Genomic DNA, 15901 nt, shown 5'->3' on the forward strand with positions numbered 1-15901 from the left:
GGAAGAGAAGAAATGTAAGGACCATATGAAACATGATGATGACTATGAGATGGAAATGAAGGAAGAGAAGAAATGTAAGGACCATATGAAACATGATGATGACTATGAGATGGAAATGAAAGAAGAGAAGAAATGTAAGGACCATATGAAACATGATGATGACTATGAGATGGAAATGAAGGAAGAGAAAAAATGTAAGGATCATATGAGGCATGATGATGACCATAAGATGGAAATGAAGGAAGAGAAAAAATGTAAGGATCATATGAAACATGATGATGACTACGAGATGGAAGTGAAAAAAGATAAAAAATGTAAAGATCATATGAAACATGATGATGACCACAAGATGGAAATGAAGGAAGCGAAAAAATGTAAGGATCATATGAATCATGAAGAAATGGAAAAAACTATAAAAGAAGTAGTGGAGGAAATTATAGGGAAAAAAGTAGAGAAAATCATGGAAGAGAAAGGGCATCATAAAGAGATGGACAAAGAAAAATGTTCATGTGGGAACAAGAAAGATCATGGATATTTTGATGATTATGAAAAACAAATAGAGAAGATTAAGGAAGATAAATATGGTTGTAAAGACAAATATAAAGAAGATAAAAAAGAAGATGAGAAAAAATATAAGGATATGGCTAAGGAATTAGTTGATGATTTAGAATATCCATTAGGAAACATGGGAGAATTTTTTAAAGGTATAATAAAAGGTCTAGAAAAAATCGGAGCAAATAAAAATATGAGTAACTGTTTATGGTACAAAGCTCATATAAATAAGATAGAAGACATGTATTGTATGTATGATTATAATAAATATGCGGTAGTATATTATCCTATGGTTTGTTATTATCCATATATTTCAAGACATAAGCATTTTATGATTGGATATAAATGGGATAATACAGGGAGACTTAAGCATATAATTTATGCAATACCAGGAACTAAGAGTATAGAAGATCAACCATATGGTGGAAAAACAGGCTTTGTTACTTTTATGCCTAGTGAAAAAAATGAGGATGAAGGCCATTGGTTAATGTATTATGATATTAAAGCTAACACTGTAGTGGTGCCAATGAAAAGGAACTAGTAACAAAGAAACTTTAATTTTAATTTAGGCTATTACATAAACACTTTTCAAATAAAGAGTTAAAAGTGTTTATATAATAGCCTGTTTTTTATATTTGATTTAATTGTGGTTATAATTGTTTTAGGAGATTTTAATATATTTTTAAGCATATATTTCATGTTCTACAAATTCAAAGGTTTTCATATTATAGTACTATAAGAAGGAGGTATAGGAACATGGGAGCCTTAGAGGAAAATAAAAGAAAACTACTTTTAGCAGGTGTATTGTCAATACTTATGATAACTATAATGGTATTTGGAGGATATTTTGAAGAAAAGCTAAAAGTTGCTACATTAACTCAAAATAATATGATAGAATTTAAAGAGTATACTATATCAAATGGAAATATAAAATACAATCTACCAAGCGACTGGTTAATTAATATTAGAAATAATGGAATAGGAAAAAGTGTTTATATTAGTGAATTTATTTCTAATGATGCAGGTATTAATGGATCGGTAAAGGTAATGAATGATGATATTAACATGGCATTAGAAGAAACCTTTAAGGAGTTAAAAGGGTTAGGCGTAAAGGAGTATATTGTAGAAGATGTTAATATAAATAACATCAATAGCAAATTAATACAGTATGATTTAAGTATTCAAGCCAAAAATATAAATAGAAATTATGAATATCATATACCGTATAAAAATTGTGTGGTAAAGATAAGTTTTTCTGTAAAAGATAAAAATCTAAAGGAAAATACTAAAGTAGTATTTGAAAACATTGTAAAAACTTTTTCTTTTAAAGAATAGTAAAGTTTGATTTACTCATAAACAAATATTATAATTTAAGAAAAACAGTAGTGGAGGACGAAAGTGAAAAAAGTGAGAAAACTTATAGGGATTATGTTGGTTGCATTTAGTATATTTATTTTCACGGCATGTAGTATCTTTAATAATGAAGAATTTTCCTATATGGCGGAAGGAAGATCAATGAAAATAAGTATACAAAGTACTAGAGACAAGAGTTATAAATTTACGGTTACAGATAAAGATGCAGTAAAGGAGATATATAAAATATTATCTAAGGCAAAAGTAGTAGAACAAAAGACAACTATAAAGCCGGATTATATATTTGAAATTCATGTATCACCTACGGATGTAAGAACTTTTAATTATATTGCGGGATGGGATAAAAATGAAGTAGCTAATTTTTATAGTGATACCCAAAATTTTATTGTATCTAAAAGACTTGATAACGATATAATAAAAAACTTTTCTAATATTAGAAAACCTATAGATTTTGATGAAGTTTACTATAATACTATAATAAATGCTATTCAAACCTATAATCAAGGAGATGTGAAATCAAAAAAAATAGGGATTAATATAGGATCAGATATAGATGTAGCAAAATTTCAATTATCCCTAGATATAGAAAATTTTAAGGATAGCTTAAAAAATATACCTAATGTGAAATTAATAGAGGATAACTCTAAAAAAGAAGATTATGATATAGTACTTAATGTAAAAACTCAAGGATATACAAGTACTAGATATAAGTCTATAATAACCTTCGAAACTAAAGGAAATGAAAAGCCAGTGCAATACTATTGCTTTAATAAATATGAGCAAGGTATCTGGAATATAAGTATAACTAAGGAAAAACCAGAAGGATTTTAATAAAGGCTCTGTTTTAATATGTAGTTCAAAGACCAACGATATATTAAAACAGAGCTTTTTAAAATGGGATAAAATATTTAAAAATAATTTAAGCTTGTACTGAAATTCTCCTAATAATAGTTTTCACATCTATTACAGAGATTATAGCTATACATATTAGGGCATCAACTAAAACATAGGAACCATTATATAGGAAGGAATAAACTACAGGAGTTAAATTATAATCTGCTGCATAGCTTCCCCAAAACACTACTCCGGCTATGAAGTGACATATGAATTTACCACCAAAAGCAACAGAAGTAGCTAAGAATTTATTATCCTTAAATAATCCTGCTAGCCCTATAGCCATAAAGGGTAAAGTATAATCAAATAACACTTGGATAGGATGAAGTATGTATGCTGGTCCTATGATGAAATTTAATATTCCATATACAAAACCAGTAAATATACCTATATAAGGTCCATATAAAAGTGATATAAGAATTATAGGTAGCATACTACCAAGGGTAGCACTCCCTCCAAAGGGCAATTGAAATAGCTTTAAAAACTGTAGTACTACACTCATGGCAACAGCTAATGATATATGAGTTACAAGTCTTGAGCTAAATTTAACCTTCTTTATTTTAATAAAGGCTAAAAATAGAAGAAAAATACCTATTAAGGTTAAGATGGTAGTCCAACTGGTTGAAATTTTCTCTAGATTTTCTAAAATACTCATAAAATCCTCCTTTTAGTGCTTAAAGGGGTAGTAGATTTTCAAATAAAATTATTAGAGATTTCATTAATAATTTTAAATAGATAGAATTAAAAAAACGTATTCCAATAGGAATACGTTAATTAACAAATGTAGTTAAGTTTATTAAACGCTTCCCTACGCTAGCATTACCTAGTTCAGGTTTAAGGGTTAATGAAAACTCATTTCTCAGCCACAGGCACCCCCAGCACAATTTTTATTATTAATTTGCTCAATAAGAGCATAGCATAAAAAAAGTTAAACATCAATATACTAGAAAAAATCTATAGTTTTTCTATTTTGTACATTAGTAGGAATAGAAGAATTTATATTTACCACATCTCCAACTTTAGAGTTAGTGGGGATCTTATCTAGTGTAATGCAATAGGTACTACCATCAATAAATTCTACAAAAGCTTCTAGGTTATTTTTATCAATTAGTCTACCAATCATTATTATACTCCTTAAATAAATTGCAAAGCAATTTATTTAGATAATAGCAACCGTAGGTTGCAGAGAAGTACGCCAAAGGCGTAGAGAATTGACAGCGTCAGAGAAGTGGCTTGAACAAGCACTTGATATAATTGCTTTTGCAATGCAAAAGCTTCCTTAACTAGTGAGCGAAGCGAATGCTTCCCTGCAGCTTGCTGCCCTTCTCTAACGAACAAAGTGAGTGCTTACCTGCAACCTTCTGGTTGCCTTTCTCTATTAAATTTTTACTACATTTGCAGCTTGGGGACCTCTGTCTCCAGTAACTACATCAAATTGAACTTTTTGACCTTCTTCTAATGCTTTATATCCCTCTCCACCAATAGCAGAAAAATGTACAAATACATCCTCCTCACCCTCAACGGCTAAGAAGCCAAAGCCTTTTTCTGAATTAAACCATTTAACTGTTCCTGTTTTCATATAAATCTCCGTTATAAAAATTATAAAATATATAATTTTTTCCCTTTTCATAGTGTTCAGTTTTGCTATGCTACTCCTGTTAGGTCGATAACACTCCAAGGGCTTAAAATCCCGTGTAACCACGGTATTGTCATTAAAACATGACTAAAATACGGAACTCCCTTCTAAAAATATTTGACCTTAATTATTATGTTAAATAATAACTATAGTATTATCAGAGAAAATTATTTTATGCATTTCTCTAATTAAACTATATAGAAATTTAATTATTAATTGTCAACTTAAAATTTTGTTGTAAAACACTATAGGCTTAGAAGTCGATAGTGTTTATTCAAAAAAGGATGAAATTTCATAGTTACTCACAAATTGATTAGAAAGATTTTGTGGGATATAATTTAAATTGTTTGTAAGGAAATAAAGGGGGTAGAATTAATGATTTTTGTCGTTAAACGTGATGGAAGAAAGGTCGAATTCAATTCTGTTAAGATAACGAAAGCTATAAAAGGTTCAGCTGATGAAATAAATTATAATTTAAAAGAGAGCGAGAAAATCGAGCTAACACAAAAAATTATAAAGAGAATAGAAAATCTTGAAGTTAATGAGCTTACAGTAGAGGAAATACAGAATATAGTACAGGGAACACTTTTAGAAAATGGACATAAACCTATAGGAATAGCCTATGCTAACTATAGAAAAGAGAGAACTAGATTAAGAGAAATAAAATCTGACTTGATGAAGGCTATAAATCAAATTGGAGTTGAGACGGATAGAGATAATGCAAATGTAGGTAATAATTTCAGCTCTAAATTATTAAGAATAGCATCTGAGTCAAACAAGTGGCATAACTTATATAATATGCCTAAGCACCTAGCTAGAGCTCATGAAAATGGAGATTTATATTATCATGATTTAGATAGTTATAATTTAACTACAAACTGTCTTCATATACCTACTAGAGAAGTTTTGGAAAGAGGCTTTAATACTGGGTATGGAACGATAAAACCTCCTAAAAGAATAGAATCAGCAGCAGAGCTTTCATGTATACTTCTTCAATCTACCCAAAATGATATGTTTGGTGGCCAATCCCATCCAGATTTCGATAACGACATGGGCATATTTGTAGATCCTACTAGACAAGAAATTAGAGATGAATTAGTTGAGTTAGGAATAGATAATGAGAAGATAGAACAGCTAGTAGAGAAAAAATTAAGAAGCAGAGTAGCACAAGCTATGCAAGGAGTAGTATTTAATTTAAATACTATGCATAGTAGAGCAGGATCACAGGTGCCATTTAGTTCTGTAAATATAGGATTACCAACATCTAAGGATGCCGCAATGGTGTGTGAAATATTCTTAGAGCAATATGAAAAAGGATTAGGTAATGGTGAGCAACCAATTTTCCCTAATATAATATTTAGGGTAAAAGATGGTGTAAATAAGAATGAAGGGGAACCTTATTATTATTTATTTGAACTTGCATGTAGAGTAGCAAGCAAGAGAATGAACCCAACTTTTATGAATATTGATGCAGACTTTAATAAAGTTTATTATGATCAAGGCATAGTTCCAGCAACTATGGGATGCAGAACATATTTAATGGGCAATGTAAATGGAGAACCTGGAACAAAGGGAAGAGGAAACATAGCTCCAACTACAATTAACCTTCCAAGAGTGGGGATACTTGCTAATGGTGATATAGATAAATTTTATAATTTATTAGACAGTAGGTTAGAGTTGGCTAGTGAATCTTTAATGCATAGATATGGACTGTTAAAGAAACTAAGGGTTAAAGACTTACCATTTGTGGCTGGTCAAGGATTAATGAAAGGTTCAGAAGGGTTGTTGCCAGATGATTCTATAGAACCTATACTAAAGCAAGGAACTTATGTAATAGGATTTATAGGACTTGCTGAAACCATAACAGCCCTTATAGGAAATCATCATGGTGAAACGGAAGAAGCAAAGAAATTAGGGATAGAAATAGTTGAATATATAAGAAGTTTTACAGATAGAATGATGGTTGAAACAAGTTTGAACTGGAGCTGTTATGCCACACCAGCAGAGGGTTTGAGTGGTAAATTTATACTGCAAGATAAAAAGGTTTTTGGAGAAATAAAAGGAGTAACAGATAAAGATTATTATACAAATAGTTATCATATACCTGTTTCATTTCCAATATCTATAGTTGATAAGATAAATATAGAAGCTCCATATCATAAACTATGTAATGCTGGTCACATAAGCTACATAGAAATAGATGATTACCCAACACCAGAGACCATTATGGATATAATAAAATATGCATATAATAATACTAATATAAGTTATATAGGTATCAATTATCATATAAAATATTGCAGAAGCTGTGGAACTTATATACAAAGAGATAAGTTTAAATGCCCTAAATGTAATAGTACAGATATTCAAGGAATATCAAGAGTTACAGGATATCTGAGTCTTGATGAAAGATTTGGACCAGGTAAGTATGCTGAGAGAGAAGATAGAATAACACATAAAGAAAATCATGAAAAAGTTTATAATATATAAGCATTCATATATAATCAAAAGAAGCCTGTCCACATTGGATACAGGCTTCTTTTAATCATATCTTTCTTCACCTTATTTTGAAGGTGTAATTATTCTTTTAGATACATAGTATCTACTATCATAATATGCAGAATTTAAGTTTGAAACTCTTACATAATCTCCAGGGTTTGGTGAATGAATAAATAAATCATTTCCTTTATAAATACCCACATGAGATATGTCATTAGGGTCATTTGGCGTGCCGGTAAAGAATATTAAGTCACCAGGCATTAGTTCACTTCTACTGACAGTTTTTCCTTGATGAACTTGATAATAGGTTGACCTTTCAAGAGTTATACCTAATTGCTTGTACACATATTGTACTAGCCCAGAGCAGTCAAATCCAAGGGGGGTAAAACCTCCCCATACATAAGGAACTCCTAAATATTTTTCAGATTCCGCAATAACATCAGCTTCAGTGTATGTGCTTTCTATTAAAGGAGTTTCTTTAACAATAGGAGGTGTAGAGATATTTTCATTCACTATGGTAACGCAATCCCCATTTATATAACCTGATGAAGTATCAAGATTAACTTTATACCAACCGTTAGAGTATGAAATTATCGGAAGTTTATTCCCATATCTGGATTTACCTATAACTTCATAATTGTCACCAGGACCAGATCTGATATTTAAAGTATCTACATTAACAATGGCAATTTTCCCTGTTACATTAGGATCAACAGATTCGTCTGTGTTATTTCCATTATCAGGAGGAGTAATAACTCCGCTACTAATAGTAATGTGCTCTTTGCTTGCAAAACCTAAAGTGTTATTGTATTTTACTTGATACCAGCCATTATTTTCACCAACTATCTGGACTTGACCATTATATGGGATTACTGATATTATCTCATAACTAGTGTTAGGACCTTTTCTAAAATTAAGGCCATAAGAATTAACTATTCCAATAGTTCCATTAGGTGATGGCGCTGGGGTAGATGTATCCTCATCGCCTCTATTAGGCCTATTCTCAGGTGTTGATATATAATCAGCACTTACATAGGCAGTAGAGTTATTGAATTTAATTTTATGCCAGCCCTTAGAAGTTTCTAATATCTCAACCTCTTTTCCTTTTTGAAGGGAACCTATAATATTATGCGATGTACTATTACCATCTCTAACATTTAAAGAATTTGCAATAACTGTACCAAATTTATTATTTTGGGCTGTGGAATTCGAATTATCTAATTTAACATAATCAGATGAAATCCAGCCTAGTGAATTATTATAATTAATTTTGTACCAACCGTTATTAATTTCTAAAATATTAACTTTTGTATTATAAGAAAGTTTACCTATTATATTACTAGAGGTGTTAGGGTTAGCTCTAACGTTAAGAACAGTTGCAGTAACCACACCAGTAGACGAATAGGAAGAGGAACTAGATTTCTCATTAGAACTCGCAAGGGCTACATCATCAAGATTTGCAACTAAAGCTGTAGCCATAGCTAAAGTAAATACGGGCGCTAAATATCTCTTTTCCATTAATGCCCTCCTTTCGGTAATTAAATCATAATATGTAGAAAATAGTTATCTTAATTATAAGATAAATTCTTGGTAATAACAATAATAGGATAAATAAATGCAGAATATTTTCAAAATACTACAAGGTCATTTTTTAGTGAAGTGAAACCGTAGGCTTCACTTAAATCTACAGTTATATTTATCTAAAAAATATATAGAAAGATATGTTATATTATATTAAGCAGAAAAATGATACATTATAGATAACGGCATGTAGTGTATTTTATTAAGAGGTGAGAAAAGTGAAAAATAAAACAGTAAGATTATCAGGAATAATACATGAGAGTTTAACAAATGGACCAGGAATGAGACGAGTTATATTTGCACAGGGATGTAAGCATAACTGTAAGAATTGCTTTAATAAAGATACTCATGATTTTAATAGTGGAGTAGAATTTAAAGTTGATGATATAATAAAAGATATAAAGACAAATCCTCTTTTAAAGGGTGTTACATTTTCAGGGGGAGATCCTTTTGAACAAGGTGAGGGATTTAGTGAAATAGCTAAACAGGTTAGAAGTGATAGATTTAATGTGTGGTGTTATACTGGATATACCTTTGAAGAAATATTAAGAGGATTAGAAACCAATAGCCAGTGGAAAGAATTAATTAATAATATAGATGTATTAGTAGATGGAAAATTTATAGAAAAATTTAAGAATGAAGATATAAAATTTAGAGGATCTAGCAATCAAAGAATAATTGATGTTCCTAATAGTTTAAGGGAAAATAAAATAATAGAAGCATTAGAAAGTTGTAGATAAGTGCAACTTACGTTGCAGTGAAGCGTTTGCTATGCTCACTAGTATTCAAGCGAGGCTTGTAGGTAAGGTGTGCCTTAGGCACAGGTAAGAAGAAACCTTCGGTTTCGGGGAAATACTCGCTTTGCTCGTGGTTAGGTAAGGGCAACTGTAGGTTGCTCCTTACCCGTCACAAAGTGACGCATTACCACGAACGCAGTGAGTATTTACCTATGCCTACGGCACCTTTACCTAAAATAAAGTGCTTTGCATTTTATTTATATTAACAATTCATTATAATTACTTTATTTATGTCCTCTAATTTATCTTCAATAGACAAAGTATTGCTGTCAACTCTAGTAGCGTTCTTCATAAATTTTAGAAATTTTTCCACGCCCTCTAAAGAAAACTTTAGATTAGGAGTAGCGTAATGCATAGGAATTACAACCTTACTTTGAAGTTTTTCGCAGAGTTTAGCAGCTTCTTCGCCATCAATGGTAAAATTACCGCCAACAGGTATAAAGAGCACATCTATAGAACCAAGAAGGTCGAGCTCACTATCACTTAACATGTGTCCTAAGTCACCAAGGTGGCATACTCTAAGGTCATCTATTTCTAAAATAAATATTATATTTTCACCACGCTTTGCACCCTGCATTTTATCATGAAAGCTTGGAATTCCTTGAATTTTTATGTCCTTAATATTAAACTCTCCAACTGTATCCACAATATTTTCACATATAATATTAGATACATAATCATGATCAAAGTGATGATGACTAATAGTTGTAATGTCAACACATCCCCTATAAATATCATATCCGACACTTTCATCGAAAGGGTCAGTAAGAATTTTAGTTCCTTTTGAATCAATTATAAGAAAAGATGAATGGCCAAGCCAACGAATATCCATATAAATACCTCCTAAAATAATACTATTACTTTATTTTACAACAACTCACTACCTTCGGACAGGTTGTATTTCTTAATGATTTTTTCTTTCATAGCTCCTAAGTAAATCTAAAATTTCTGCAAATGGTATTCACAGCAATAATATGAAGTTCAATTTAAATATTTAATAAAATAAAAACCTATTTGTATAATGTAGTTTCATTATTGAAATCTATATATATAAACAAAGTCAAATCTTATTATAACTCTAATAATTAATTTTAATTAAATTAGCAATATTATAATAAAATACTTTGACAATAAAATATTAATATAATATAATGATATAAAATTTAAATTTAAATGCTGAGAATAGGAAAAGTACTTTGAAGGGTAGCTTACAGAGAGTGAACGGTGGTGTGAGTTCATAGTGAAGTTTAAAGGAAAATCACCTAGGAGCTGATGACTGAAGTTAGAGTAAGTCTATTCCGTAATTCTGCGTTAAAGAACAGGATATGTTAGTATCTGAAATAATACTTTTACACCATAGGTGGTATAAGCGAATTTAACTTCGTCCTATTAGGACGGAGTTTTTTATTTCAAGATTAAGATTAAAATGAATGAGGAAATTTAGCTTTAGCTAAATTCTAACCTAAATTTTGCATTCTAAAATTATAAATTAAAAATGAAGGGAGATTATTATGTATAAGAAAGTAGATAACACTAAGAGTTTTATGGATATAGAAAACCATATACTGAAGATGTGGGAAGAAAAAAATATAATTCAAAAAAACTTTGATTTAAATGAGGATGGAGAATATTTTACTTTTTACGATGGTCCACCGACAGCTAATGGTAAACCACACGTAGGACACGTTATAACAAGAGTTATGAAGGATATAATTCCAAGATATAAGGTTATGAAGGGCTATAAAGTTTTAAGAAAAGCAGGATGGGATACTCATGGTCTTCCAGTTGAACTTGAAATAGAGAAGAAACTTGGAATATCAGGTAAGCCTGAGATTGAAAAGTATGGAGTAGAAAAATTTGTTACAGAGTGTAAGGAAAGCGTTTTCTCTTACGTAGAAATGTGGAGAGAGATGTCTGAGAGACTTGGATATTGGATAGACATGGATAATCCTTATGTAACTTACCATAATGATTATATTGAATCAGTTTGGTGGGCATTAAAGCAAATGTGGGATAAGGAGTTAATATACAAAGGACACAAGGTAATGCCATACTGTCCAAGATGTGGAACAACCCTATCTTCTCATGAGGTTGCTCAAGGATATAAAGATGTAAAAGATAGTTCAGTATACGTTAAATTTAAACTTAAAAACGAAGATAAATATATATTAGTATGGACTACAACTCCTTGGACATTACCAAGCAATGTAGCCTTAGCAGTAAATAAAAAGTATGACTATGTAGAAGTTCTACATGAGGGAGAAAATATAATACTTTCTAGATCACTTTTAAATAAACTAAATGGAGAGTATGAAGTAATAGCTGAGTTCAAGGGTGAAGAATTAATAGGAAAAGAATATGAGCAAATGTTCAAATTCGAAACTCCAGAGGAAAAAGCCTTCTATGTGGTTCATGCAGACTATGTAACATTAACTGATGGTACAGGTATAGTTCATACAGCTCCTGCATATGGAGATGAAGATAACCAAACAGCAAAGAGATACAATCTTCCAATGATAAACTTAGTAGATGCAGAAGGTAAGTTCGTTGAAGCAGTAGAGCCATGGGCTGGAATATTTGTTAAGAAGGCTGATGAAAAAATCATAGAATATATGAAGGAACACAAAATTCTTTATAAGAGCGAAAAATTCCTACACTCATATCCACATTGTTGGAGATGTGATACACCACTTCTTTACTACCCAAGAGAGAGCTGGTTTGTAAGAATGAGTTCAGTAAGAGATCAACTTCTTGAGAACAACAATAAGATTAATTGGATGCCAGATAACGTAAGAACAGGAAGAATGGGTAAATTCCTAGAGGGAGTTATAGACTGGGGTATTTCAAGAAATAGATATTGGGGAACTCCACTCCCAATATGGGAATGTGAATGTGGTCACAGGGAAATGATAGGAAGTGTAGAAGAACTTCATAAAAAAGGAATTAATGTTCCAGAGGGAATAGAGCTACACAAACCATATATAGATAAAGTAGAATTAAAATGTCCACACTGTGCTAAGAACATGACAAGAGTTGATGAGGTTATTGACTGTTGGTTTGACTCAGGATCAATGCCATTTGCTCAATACCATTATCCATTTGAAAACAAAGAGCTATTTGAAGCTAACTTCCCAGCACAATTTATATCTGAAGCAGTTGACCAAACAAGAGGATGGTTCTATACATTACTTGCAATATCTACAACAGTATTTGAAAAGAATCCGTTTGAAAACTGTATAGTATTAGGTCACGTTTTAGATAAAGATGGACAAAAAATGTCTAAACACAAAGGTAACGTATTAAGTCCATTTACAGTACTTGATAATCAAGGAGCAGATGCATTGAGATGGTACTTCTACACAGCTTCAGCACCATGGCTTCCATCAAGATTCTATGAGGATGCAGTTATAGAAGCTCAAAGAAAGTTCATAGGAACACTATGGAATGTATATTCATTCTACGTACTATATGCTGATTTAGATAAATTTAATCCAATGGATCATAAAGACTTCAAATCAGAAAACGCAATGGATAAATGGATGATGTCTAAACTTAATACATTAGTTAAAAATATAGATGAACATTTAGAGAACTACAGAATAACTCAAGGAGCTAAAGAGCTAGAAGAGTTTGTTGATGAGTTATCTAACTGGTATGTAAGAAGAAATAGATCAAGATATTGGGTTGAAGAGCTTACAGATGATAAAATAGGAGCATACATGACTCTATACAGAGTACTTGTAACATTTGCAAGAGTTGCATCTCCGTTTATACCATTTGTAACAGAAGAATTATATCAAAACCTAGTGGTTGACTTTGATAAAGAAGCACCAGAAAGCATACATCTATGCATGTGGCCAGAATATGTAACTTCAGAAGTTGATACTAAATTAGAAGAAGAAATGGATAAGGCTTATAAAATAGTTAAACTTGGAAGAAGTGCAAGAAATGGAGCTAATATTAAGAACAGACAGCCTCTTGGAAAGATGTTAGTATCTGTAGATACACTTCCAGATTACTATGGAGATATAGTTAAAGATGAGCTTAACATTAAGGTTGTAGAGCTTGGAGCAGATATTTCTAAGTATGTTAACTTTGAAATAAAACCAAATCTTCCAGTGTTAGGGAAAGCTTATGGTAAGATGATACCTGGTATCAGAAAAGCTATAGGAGCTATGAACCAAATGGAACTTGCTCAAAATATCAATAATGGTGGAATTGTAACAATAACTGTGGATGGAACAGAGATAGAGTTAAATAAAGAGAAGTTACTAGTTACAATGCAAGGATTAGAAGGATATGCTTTTGCTGGTGAAGGTAGTATAGGTGTAGTTCTAGATACTACTATAACAGAAGAATTAAAAGAAGAAGGTCATGTAAGAGAAATTCTAAGTAAAGTTCAGAATATGAGAAAAGAATCTGGCTTTGAGGTTGCAGATAAAATAAAAATATATGTAACAGGTAATCCTATGTTAGAGGAAGTAATAAAGAAATTTGAAGAACAAATTAAAAAGGACACTTTAGCAATGGAGGTTGTTTATGGAAATGAAAGCAACCTAACAGAAGTTAAAATAAATGGAGAAACATTACTTTTAGCTGTTAAAAAAATTTAACTATGAGCTTTGGAGGTGATACTAGATGGCAGCTTCAATTAAAGATGTAGCTCGTGAGGCAGGGGTATCTATAGCTACGGTTTCAAGAGTTTTAAATGGTATAGATGTAGTTAATGAAGAAACAAAAAGAAAAGTTTTAGATGCTATTGAAAAATTAGATTATAGGCCTAATATATTAGCAAGAAGCTTAAAGACACAGAAATCTAGCACCATAGGAATAATAATACCAGATATATCTAATCCAGTGTATCCAGAGATAGTTAGAGGAGCAGAAGATGTAGCAAGCATATATAACTACAACATAATGCTTAGTAACACAGATTTGGATAAAGAAAGAGAAAAAGAAGCCTTTAATATGTTAAGGGAAAAAATGGTAGATGGTATAATATATATGGGTAACTCCTTAGATGAAGATTTAAAGGAAACTATAAAAAATATAAATGTACCAGTGATATCCATAGGTACAATGGATGAGGGGAATGAAATTCCCAGCGTAGGTATTGATACCTACGCTGCCAGCTATGATGCTACAAGCTATCTTCAAAAAAAAGGCGATAGGAACATTGCATATATTGGTTATGAAGAGCATAGGTCTGTAGAAAACCAAAAGATGTTTAATGGATATAGAGATGCTATGGAAGATAACGGAACCTTTAAAGAGGAACTAGTATATTTTGGAGCCTTAAAAGCTGAAGATGGATATAAGGGAATAGACGCAATTTTAAGCAAGGAAAAAATCCAAGGAATATTTTGTAGTAACGATGAAATAGCTATGGGAGCTATAAATGCTCTTAGAGAAAATGGAATAAGGGTACCAGAAGATGTAGATGTAATGGGCTTTGATGATATCTCTATAGCATCTATATATCATCCAACCCTAACCACGGTAGCAAGACCTCTTTACGATATGGGTTCAGTAGGTATGAGGATTTTAATAAAAATAATCAATAAACTTGCCGTAGAGGAAACCTATTATTTACTACCTTATAATATAGTGGAGAGAAAATCTTGTAAGTAAAGTACAACGTAGGTGTAGAGAAGGGTGCCAAAGGCACAGAGAAATACTCACTACGTTCGTAGAGAAGTGCGCTAAAGCGCAGTGAAGAGTGAGCAATATCACAGAGAATTGCAACTGAAGTTGCAGGTAAGGGCTCACTTTGTTCGCAGAGAAGTACTGATGTACAGTTAATTTTTAAGCTCAGAATTAATTGCCATAGGGCAGTAAATTCTGAGCTTTTTTATAGTTAATTAAGGTTTTTCTAATAGAGTGTTATTGATTTTTTACTCCTTATATTTTGATGTTTTTATTGATGCAGATAACATTTTTAGCATCTCACTGCATAGATTGTAAAGTTTACTAATACACTGATTATCATATTTATCCACATGCTTAATTAATTCTAACCAATAAAGAGTTTCGTTACATTCTTTAATGGCAATGTACAATTTGTGGATAAAATCTTTTTTTGCTCTCGGCATATCTTGCTTCTCTTATATTAGCACCTATGCTTGTAGAGGATTTTAAAAATTGCCTAGATAATACATACTCATTATCCAATATTAATGTTTTATAAAATGATATTGACTCCATTGAGAAATACATACTTTTTTCCATTAAAATAGACTTATCCATATAAAAAACTCCTAGTTTTATCCATATGATAAGTCTATCCAATTATTTGAATTAAAATACATTTTATTACTTACGTGATATCTATTTCTATAATTCACTGTTGCAGAAGCAACTCTTCCATACAAACGCAGTGAGTACTTCTCTGTGCCACCGGCACCCTTCTCTACGAACGCAGTGAGTACGTCCCTGTGCCTCGGCACTCTTCTCTACGAACGCAGTGAGTACTTCTCTGTGCCCTCGGCACTCCTTCCCTACGAACGCAGTGAGTACTTCCCTGTGCCTCCGGCACCCTTCTCCGCGAACGCAGTGAGTACTTCCCTGT

The 15901-nt window shown here is 31.6% G+C and carries 14 protein-coding genes, 1 pseudogene, 1 riboswitch and 1 other annotated feature; of the genes and pseudogenes, 7 read left to right on the plus strand and 8 right to left on the minus strand.

Annotated elements, in window-relative coordinates:
* From ACI48Q_RS13275 to ACI48Q_RS13285, 3 genes and pseudogenes are all read left to right on the plus strand, one after another.
* Positions 1–1093: pseudogene (locus ACI48Q_RS13275) on the plus strand (hypothetical protein); the annotation flags it as partial.
* Positions 1094–1308: 215 nt separating this feature from the next.
* Positions 1309–1887: a hypothetical protein gene (locus tag ACI48Q_RS13280; protein WP_474919598.1), complete on the plus strand. Its 579-nt coding sequence runs from the start codon at positions 1309–1311 to the stop codon at positions 1885–1887.
* A gap of 63 nt (positions 1888–1950) precedes the next feature.
* Positions 1951–2757 (plus strand): YhfM domain-containing protein, encoded by an 807-nt coding sequence (locus ACI48Q_RS13285; protein ID WP_474919599.1) that lies wholly within the window; start codon positions 1951–1953, stop codon positions 2755–2757.
* A gap of 88 nt (positions 2758–2845) precedes the next feature.
* On the opposite strand, the gene thiT is transcribed toward ACI48Q_RS13285, so the two are convergent.
* The 3 genes from thiT to ACI48Q_RS13300 form a co-directional block, all read right to left on the minus strand.
* Positions 2846–3475 carry an energy-coupled thiamine transporter ThiT gene (gene thiT / locus ACI48Q_RS13290; RefSeq protein ID WP_474919600.1) on the minus strand — a complete coding sequence of 210 codons (630 nt, stop codon included), beginning with the start codon at positions 3473–3475 and terminating at the stop codon, positions 2846–2848.
* A 133-nt stretch (positions 3476–3608) separates the two neighbouring features.
* A riboswitch (TPP riboswitch) is annotated at positions 3609–3707 on the minus strand.
* A gap of 56 nt (positions 3708–3763) precedes the next feature.
* Positions 3764–3943: a hypothetical protein gene (locus ACI48Q_RS13295; RefSeq protein ID WP_474919601.1), complete on the minus strand. Its 180-nt coding sequence runs from the start codon at positions 3941–3943 to the stop codon at positions 3764–3766.
* Positions 3944–4198: 255 nt separating this feature from the next.
* A complete protein-coding gene (locus ACI48Q_RS13300; protein WP_474919602.1) occupies positions 4199–4399 on the minus strand; it encodes a cold-shock protein in 201 nt (66 codons plus the stop codon).
* A gap of 432 nt (positions 4400–4831) precedes the next feature.
* On the opposite strand from ACI48Q_RS13300, the gene nrdD reads away from it, so the two are divergent.
* Positions 4832–6946: an anaerobic ribonucleoside-triphosphate reductase gene (gene nrdD, locus ACI48Q_RS13305; RefSeq protein WP_474919603.1), complete on the plus strand. Its 2115-nt coding sequence runs from the start codon at positions 4832–4834 to the stop codon at positions 6944–6946.
* A 72-nt stretch (positions 6947–7018) separates the two neighbouring features.
* Here the strand turns inward: nrdD and ACI48Q_RS13310 are convergent, their stop codons facing one another.
* Positions 7019–8473 carry an SH3 domain-containing protein gene (locus ACI48Q_RS13310; RefSeq protein WP_474919604.1) on the minus strand — a complete coding sequence of 485 codons (1455 nt, stop codon included), beginning with the start codon at positions 8471–8473 and terminating at the stop codon, positions 7019–7021.
* Between the two features lie 281 nt (positions 8474–8754).
* On the opposite strand from ACI48Q_RS13310, the gene nrdG reads away from it, so the two are divergent.
* Positions 8755–9276, plus strand: coding sequence for an anaerobic ribonucleoside-triphosphate reductase activating protein (gene nrdG / locus ACI48Q_RS13315; RefSeq protein WP_474919605.1), 522 nt, complete (start codon positions 8755–8757; stop codon positions 9274–9276).
* A gap of 259 nt (positions 9277–9535) precedes the next feature.
* Here nrdG and ACI48Q_RS13320 read toward each other — a convergent pair whose 3' ends face one another.
* The gene (locus ACI48Q_RS13320) at positions 9536–10165 is read right to left on the minus strand and encodes an MBL fold metallo-hydrolase (RefSeq protein ID WP_474919606.1); all 630 of its coding nucleotides are present in this window, start codon (positions 10163–10165) and stop codon (positions 9536–9538) included.
* 337 nt (positions 10166–10502) lie between these two features.
* Positions 10503–10725 (plus strand) — a binding site (T-box leader).
* Between the two features lie 119 nt (positions 10726–10844).
* Here ACI48Q_RS13320 and ileS point away from each other — a divergent pair.
* The gene (gene ileS, locus ACI48Q_RS13325; protein WP_474919607.1) at positions 10845–13946 is read left to right on the plus strand and encodes an isoleucine--tRNA ligase; all 3102 of its coding nucleotides are present in this window, start codon (positions 10845–10847) and stop codon (positions 13944–13946) included.
* Positions 13947–13971: 25 nt separating this feature from the next.
* Positions 13972–14964 (plus strand): LacI family DNA-binding transcriptional regulator, encoded by a 993-nt coding sequence (locus ACI48Q_RS13330; protein WP_474919608.1) that lies wholly within the window; start codon positions 13972–13974, stop codon positions 14962–14964.
* Positions 14965–15227: 263 nt separating this feature from the next.
* On the opposite strand, the gene ACI48Q_RS13335 is transcribed toward ACI48Q_RS13330, so the two are convergent.
* From ACI48Q_RS13335 to ACI48Q_RS13345, 3 genes are read right to left on the minus strand one after another with little or no spacing between them, the layout of a single operon-like run.
* A complete protein-coding gene (locus ACI48Q_RS13335; protein WP_474919609.1) occupies positions 15228–15425 on the minus strand; it encodes a four helix bundle protein in 198 nt (65 codons plus the stop codon).
* The gene (locus ACI48Q_RS13340) at positions 15376–15579 is read right to left on the minus strand and encodes a four helix bundle protein (RefSeq protein WP_474919610.1); all 204 of its coding nucleotides are present in this window, start codon (positions 15577–15579) and stop codon (positions 15376–15378) included. The genes ACI48Q_RS13335 and ACI48Q_RS13340 overlap by 50 nt, the downstream gene beginning before the upstream one ends.
* 17 nt (positions 15580–15596) lie before the next feature.
* On the minus strand, positions 15597–15779 hold the full coding sequence (locus ACI48Q_RS13345; RefSeq protein WP_474919611.1) for a hypothetical protein: 183 nt from the start codon (positions 15777–15779) through the stop codon (positions 15597–15599).
* Positions 15780–15901 lie beyond the last annotated feature (122 nt).

The sequence above is a fragment of the Clostridium sp. LXY-7 genome (genome assembly GCF_056172015.1).

What these genes read in the sequence shown, in the direction of transcription:
- ACI48Q_RS13280 (WP_474919598.1), top strand. Translation starts at nt 1,309, where the DNA reads ATGGGAGCCTTAGAGGAAAATAAAAGAAAACTACTTTTAGCAGGTGTA.
- thiT (WP_474919600.1), bottom strand. Translation starts at nt 3,475, where the DNA reads ATGAGTATTTTAGAAAATCTAGAGAAAATTTCAACCAGTTGGACTACC.
- ACI48Q_RS13295 (WP_474919601.1), bottom strand. Translation starts at nt 3,943, where the DNA reads ATGATTGGTAGACTAATTGATAAAAATAACCTAGAAGCTTTTGTAGAA.
- ACI48Q_RS13300 (WP_474919602.1), bottom strand. Translation starts at nt 4,399, where the DNA reads ATGAAAACAGGAACAGTTAAATGGTTTAATTCAGAAAAAGGCTTTGGC.
- nrdD (WP_474919603.1), top strand. Translation starts at nt 4,832, where the DNA reads ATGATTTTTGTCGTTAAACGTGATGGAAGAAAGGTCGAATTCAATTCT.
- ACI48Q_RS13310 (WP_474919604.1), bottom strand. Translation starts at nt 8,473, where the DNA reads ATGGAAAAGAGATATTTAGCGCCCGTATTTACTTTAGCTATGGCTACA.
- ACI48Q_RS13320 (WP_474919606.1), bottom strand. Translation starts at nt 10,165, where the DNA reads ATGGATATTCGTTGGCTTGGCCATTCATCTTTTCTTATAATTGATTCA.
- ileS (WP_474919607.1), top strand. Translation starts at nt 10,845, where the DNA reads ATGTATAAGAAAGTAGATAACACTAAGAGTTTTATGGATATAGAAAAC.
- ACI48Q_RS13330 (WP_474919608.1), top strand. Translation starts at nt 13,972, where the DNA reads ATGGCAGCTTCAATTAAAGATGTAGCTCGTGAGGCAGGGGTATCTATA.
- ACI48Q_RS13335 (WP_474919609.1), bottom strand. Translation starts at nt 15,425, where the DNA reads ATGCCGAGAGCAAAAAAAGATTTTATCCACAAATTGTACATTGCCATT.
- ACI48Q_RS13340 (WP_474919610.1), bottom strand. Translation starts at nt 15,579, where the DNA reads ATGGATAAGTCTATTTTAATGGAAAAAAGTATGTATTTCTCAATGGAG.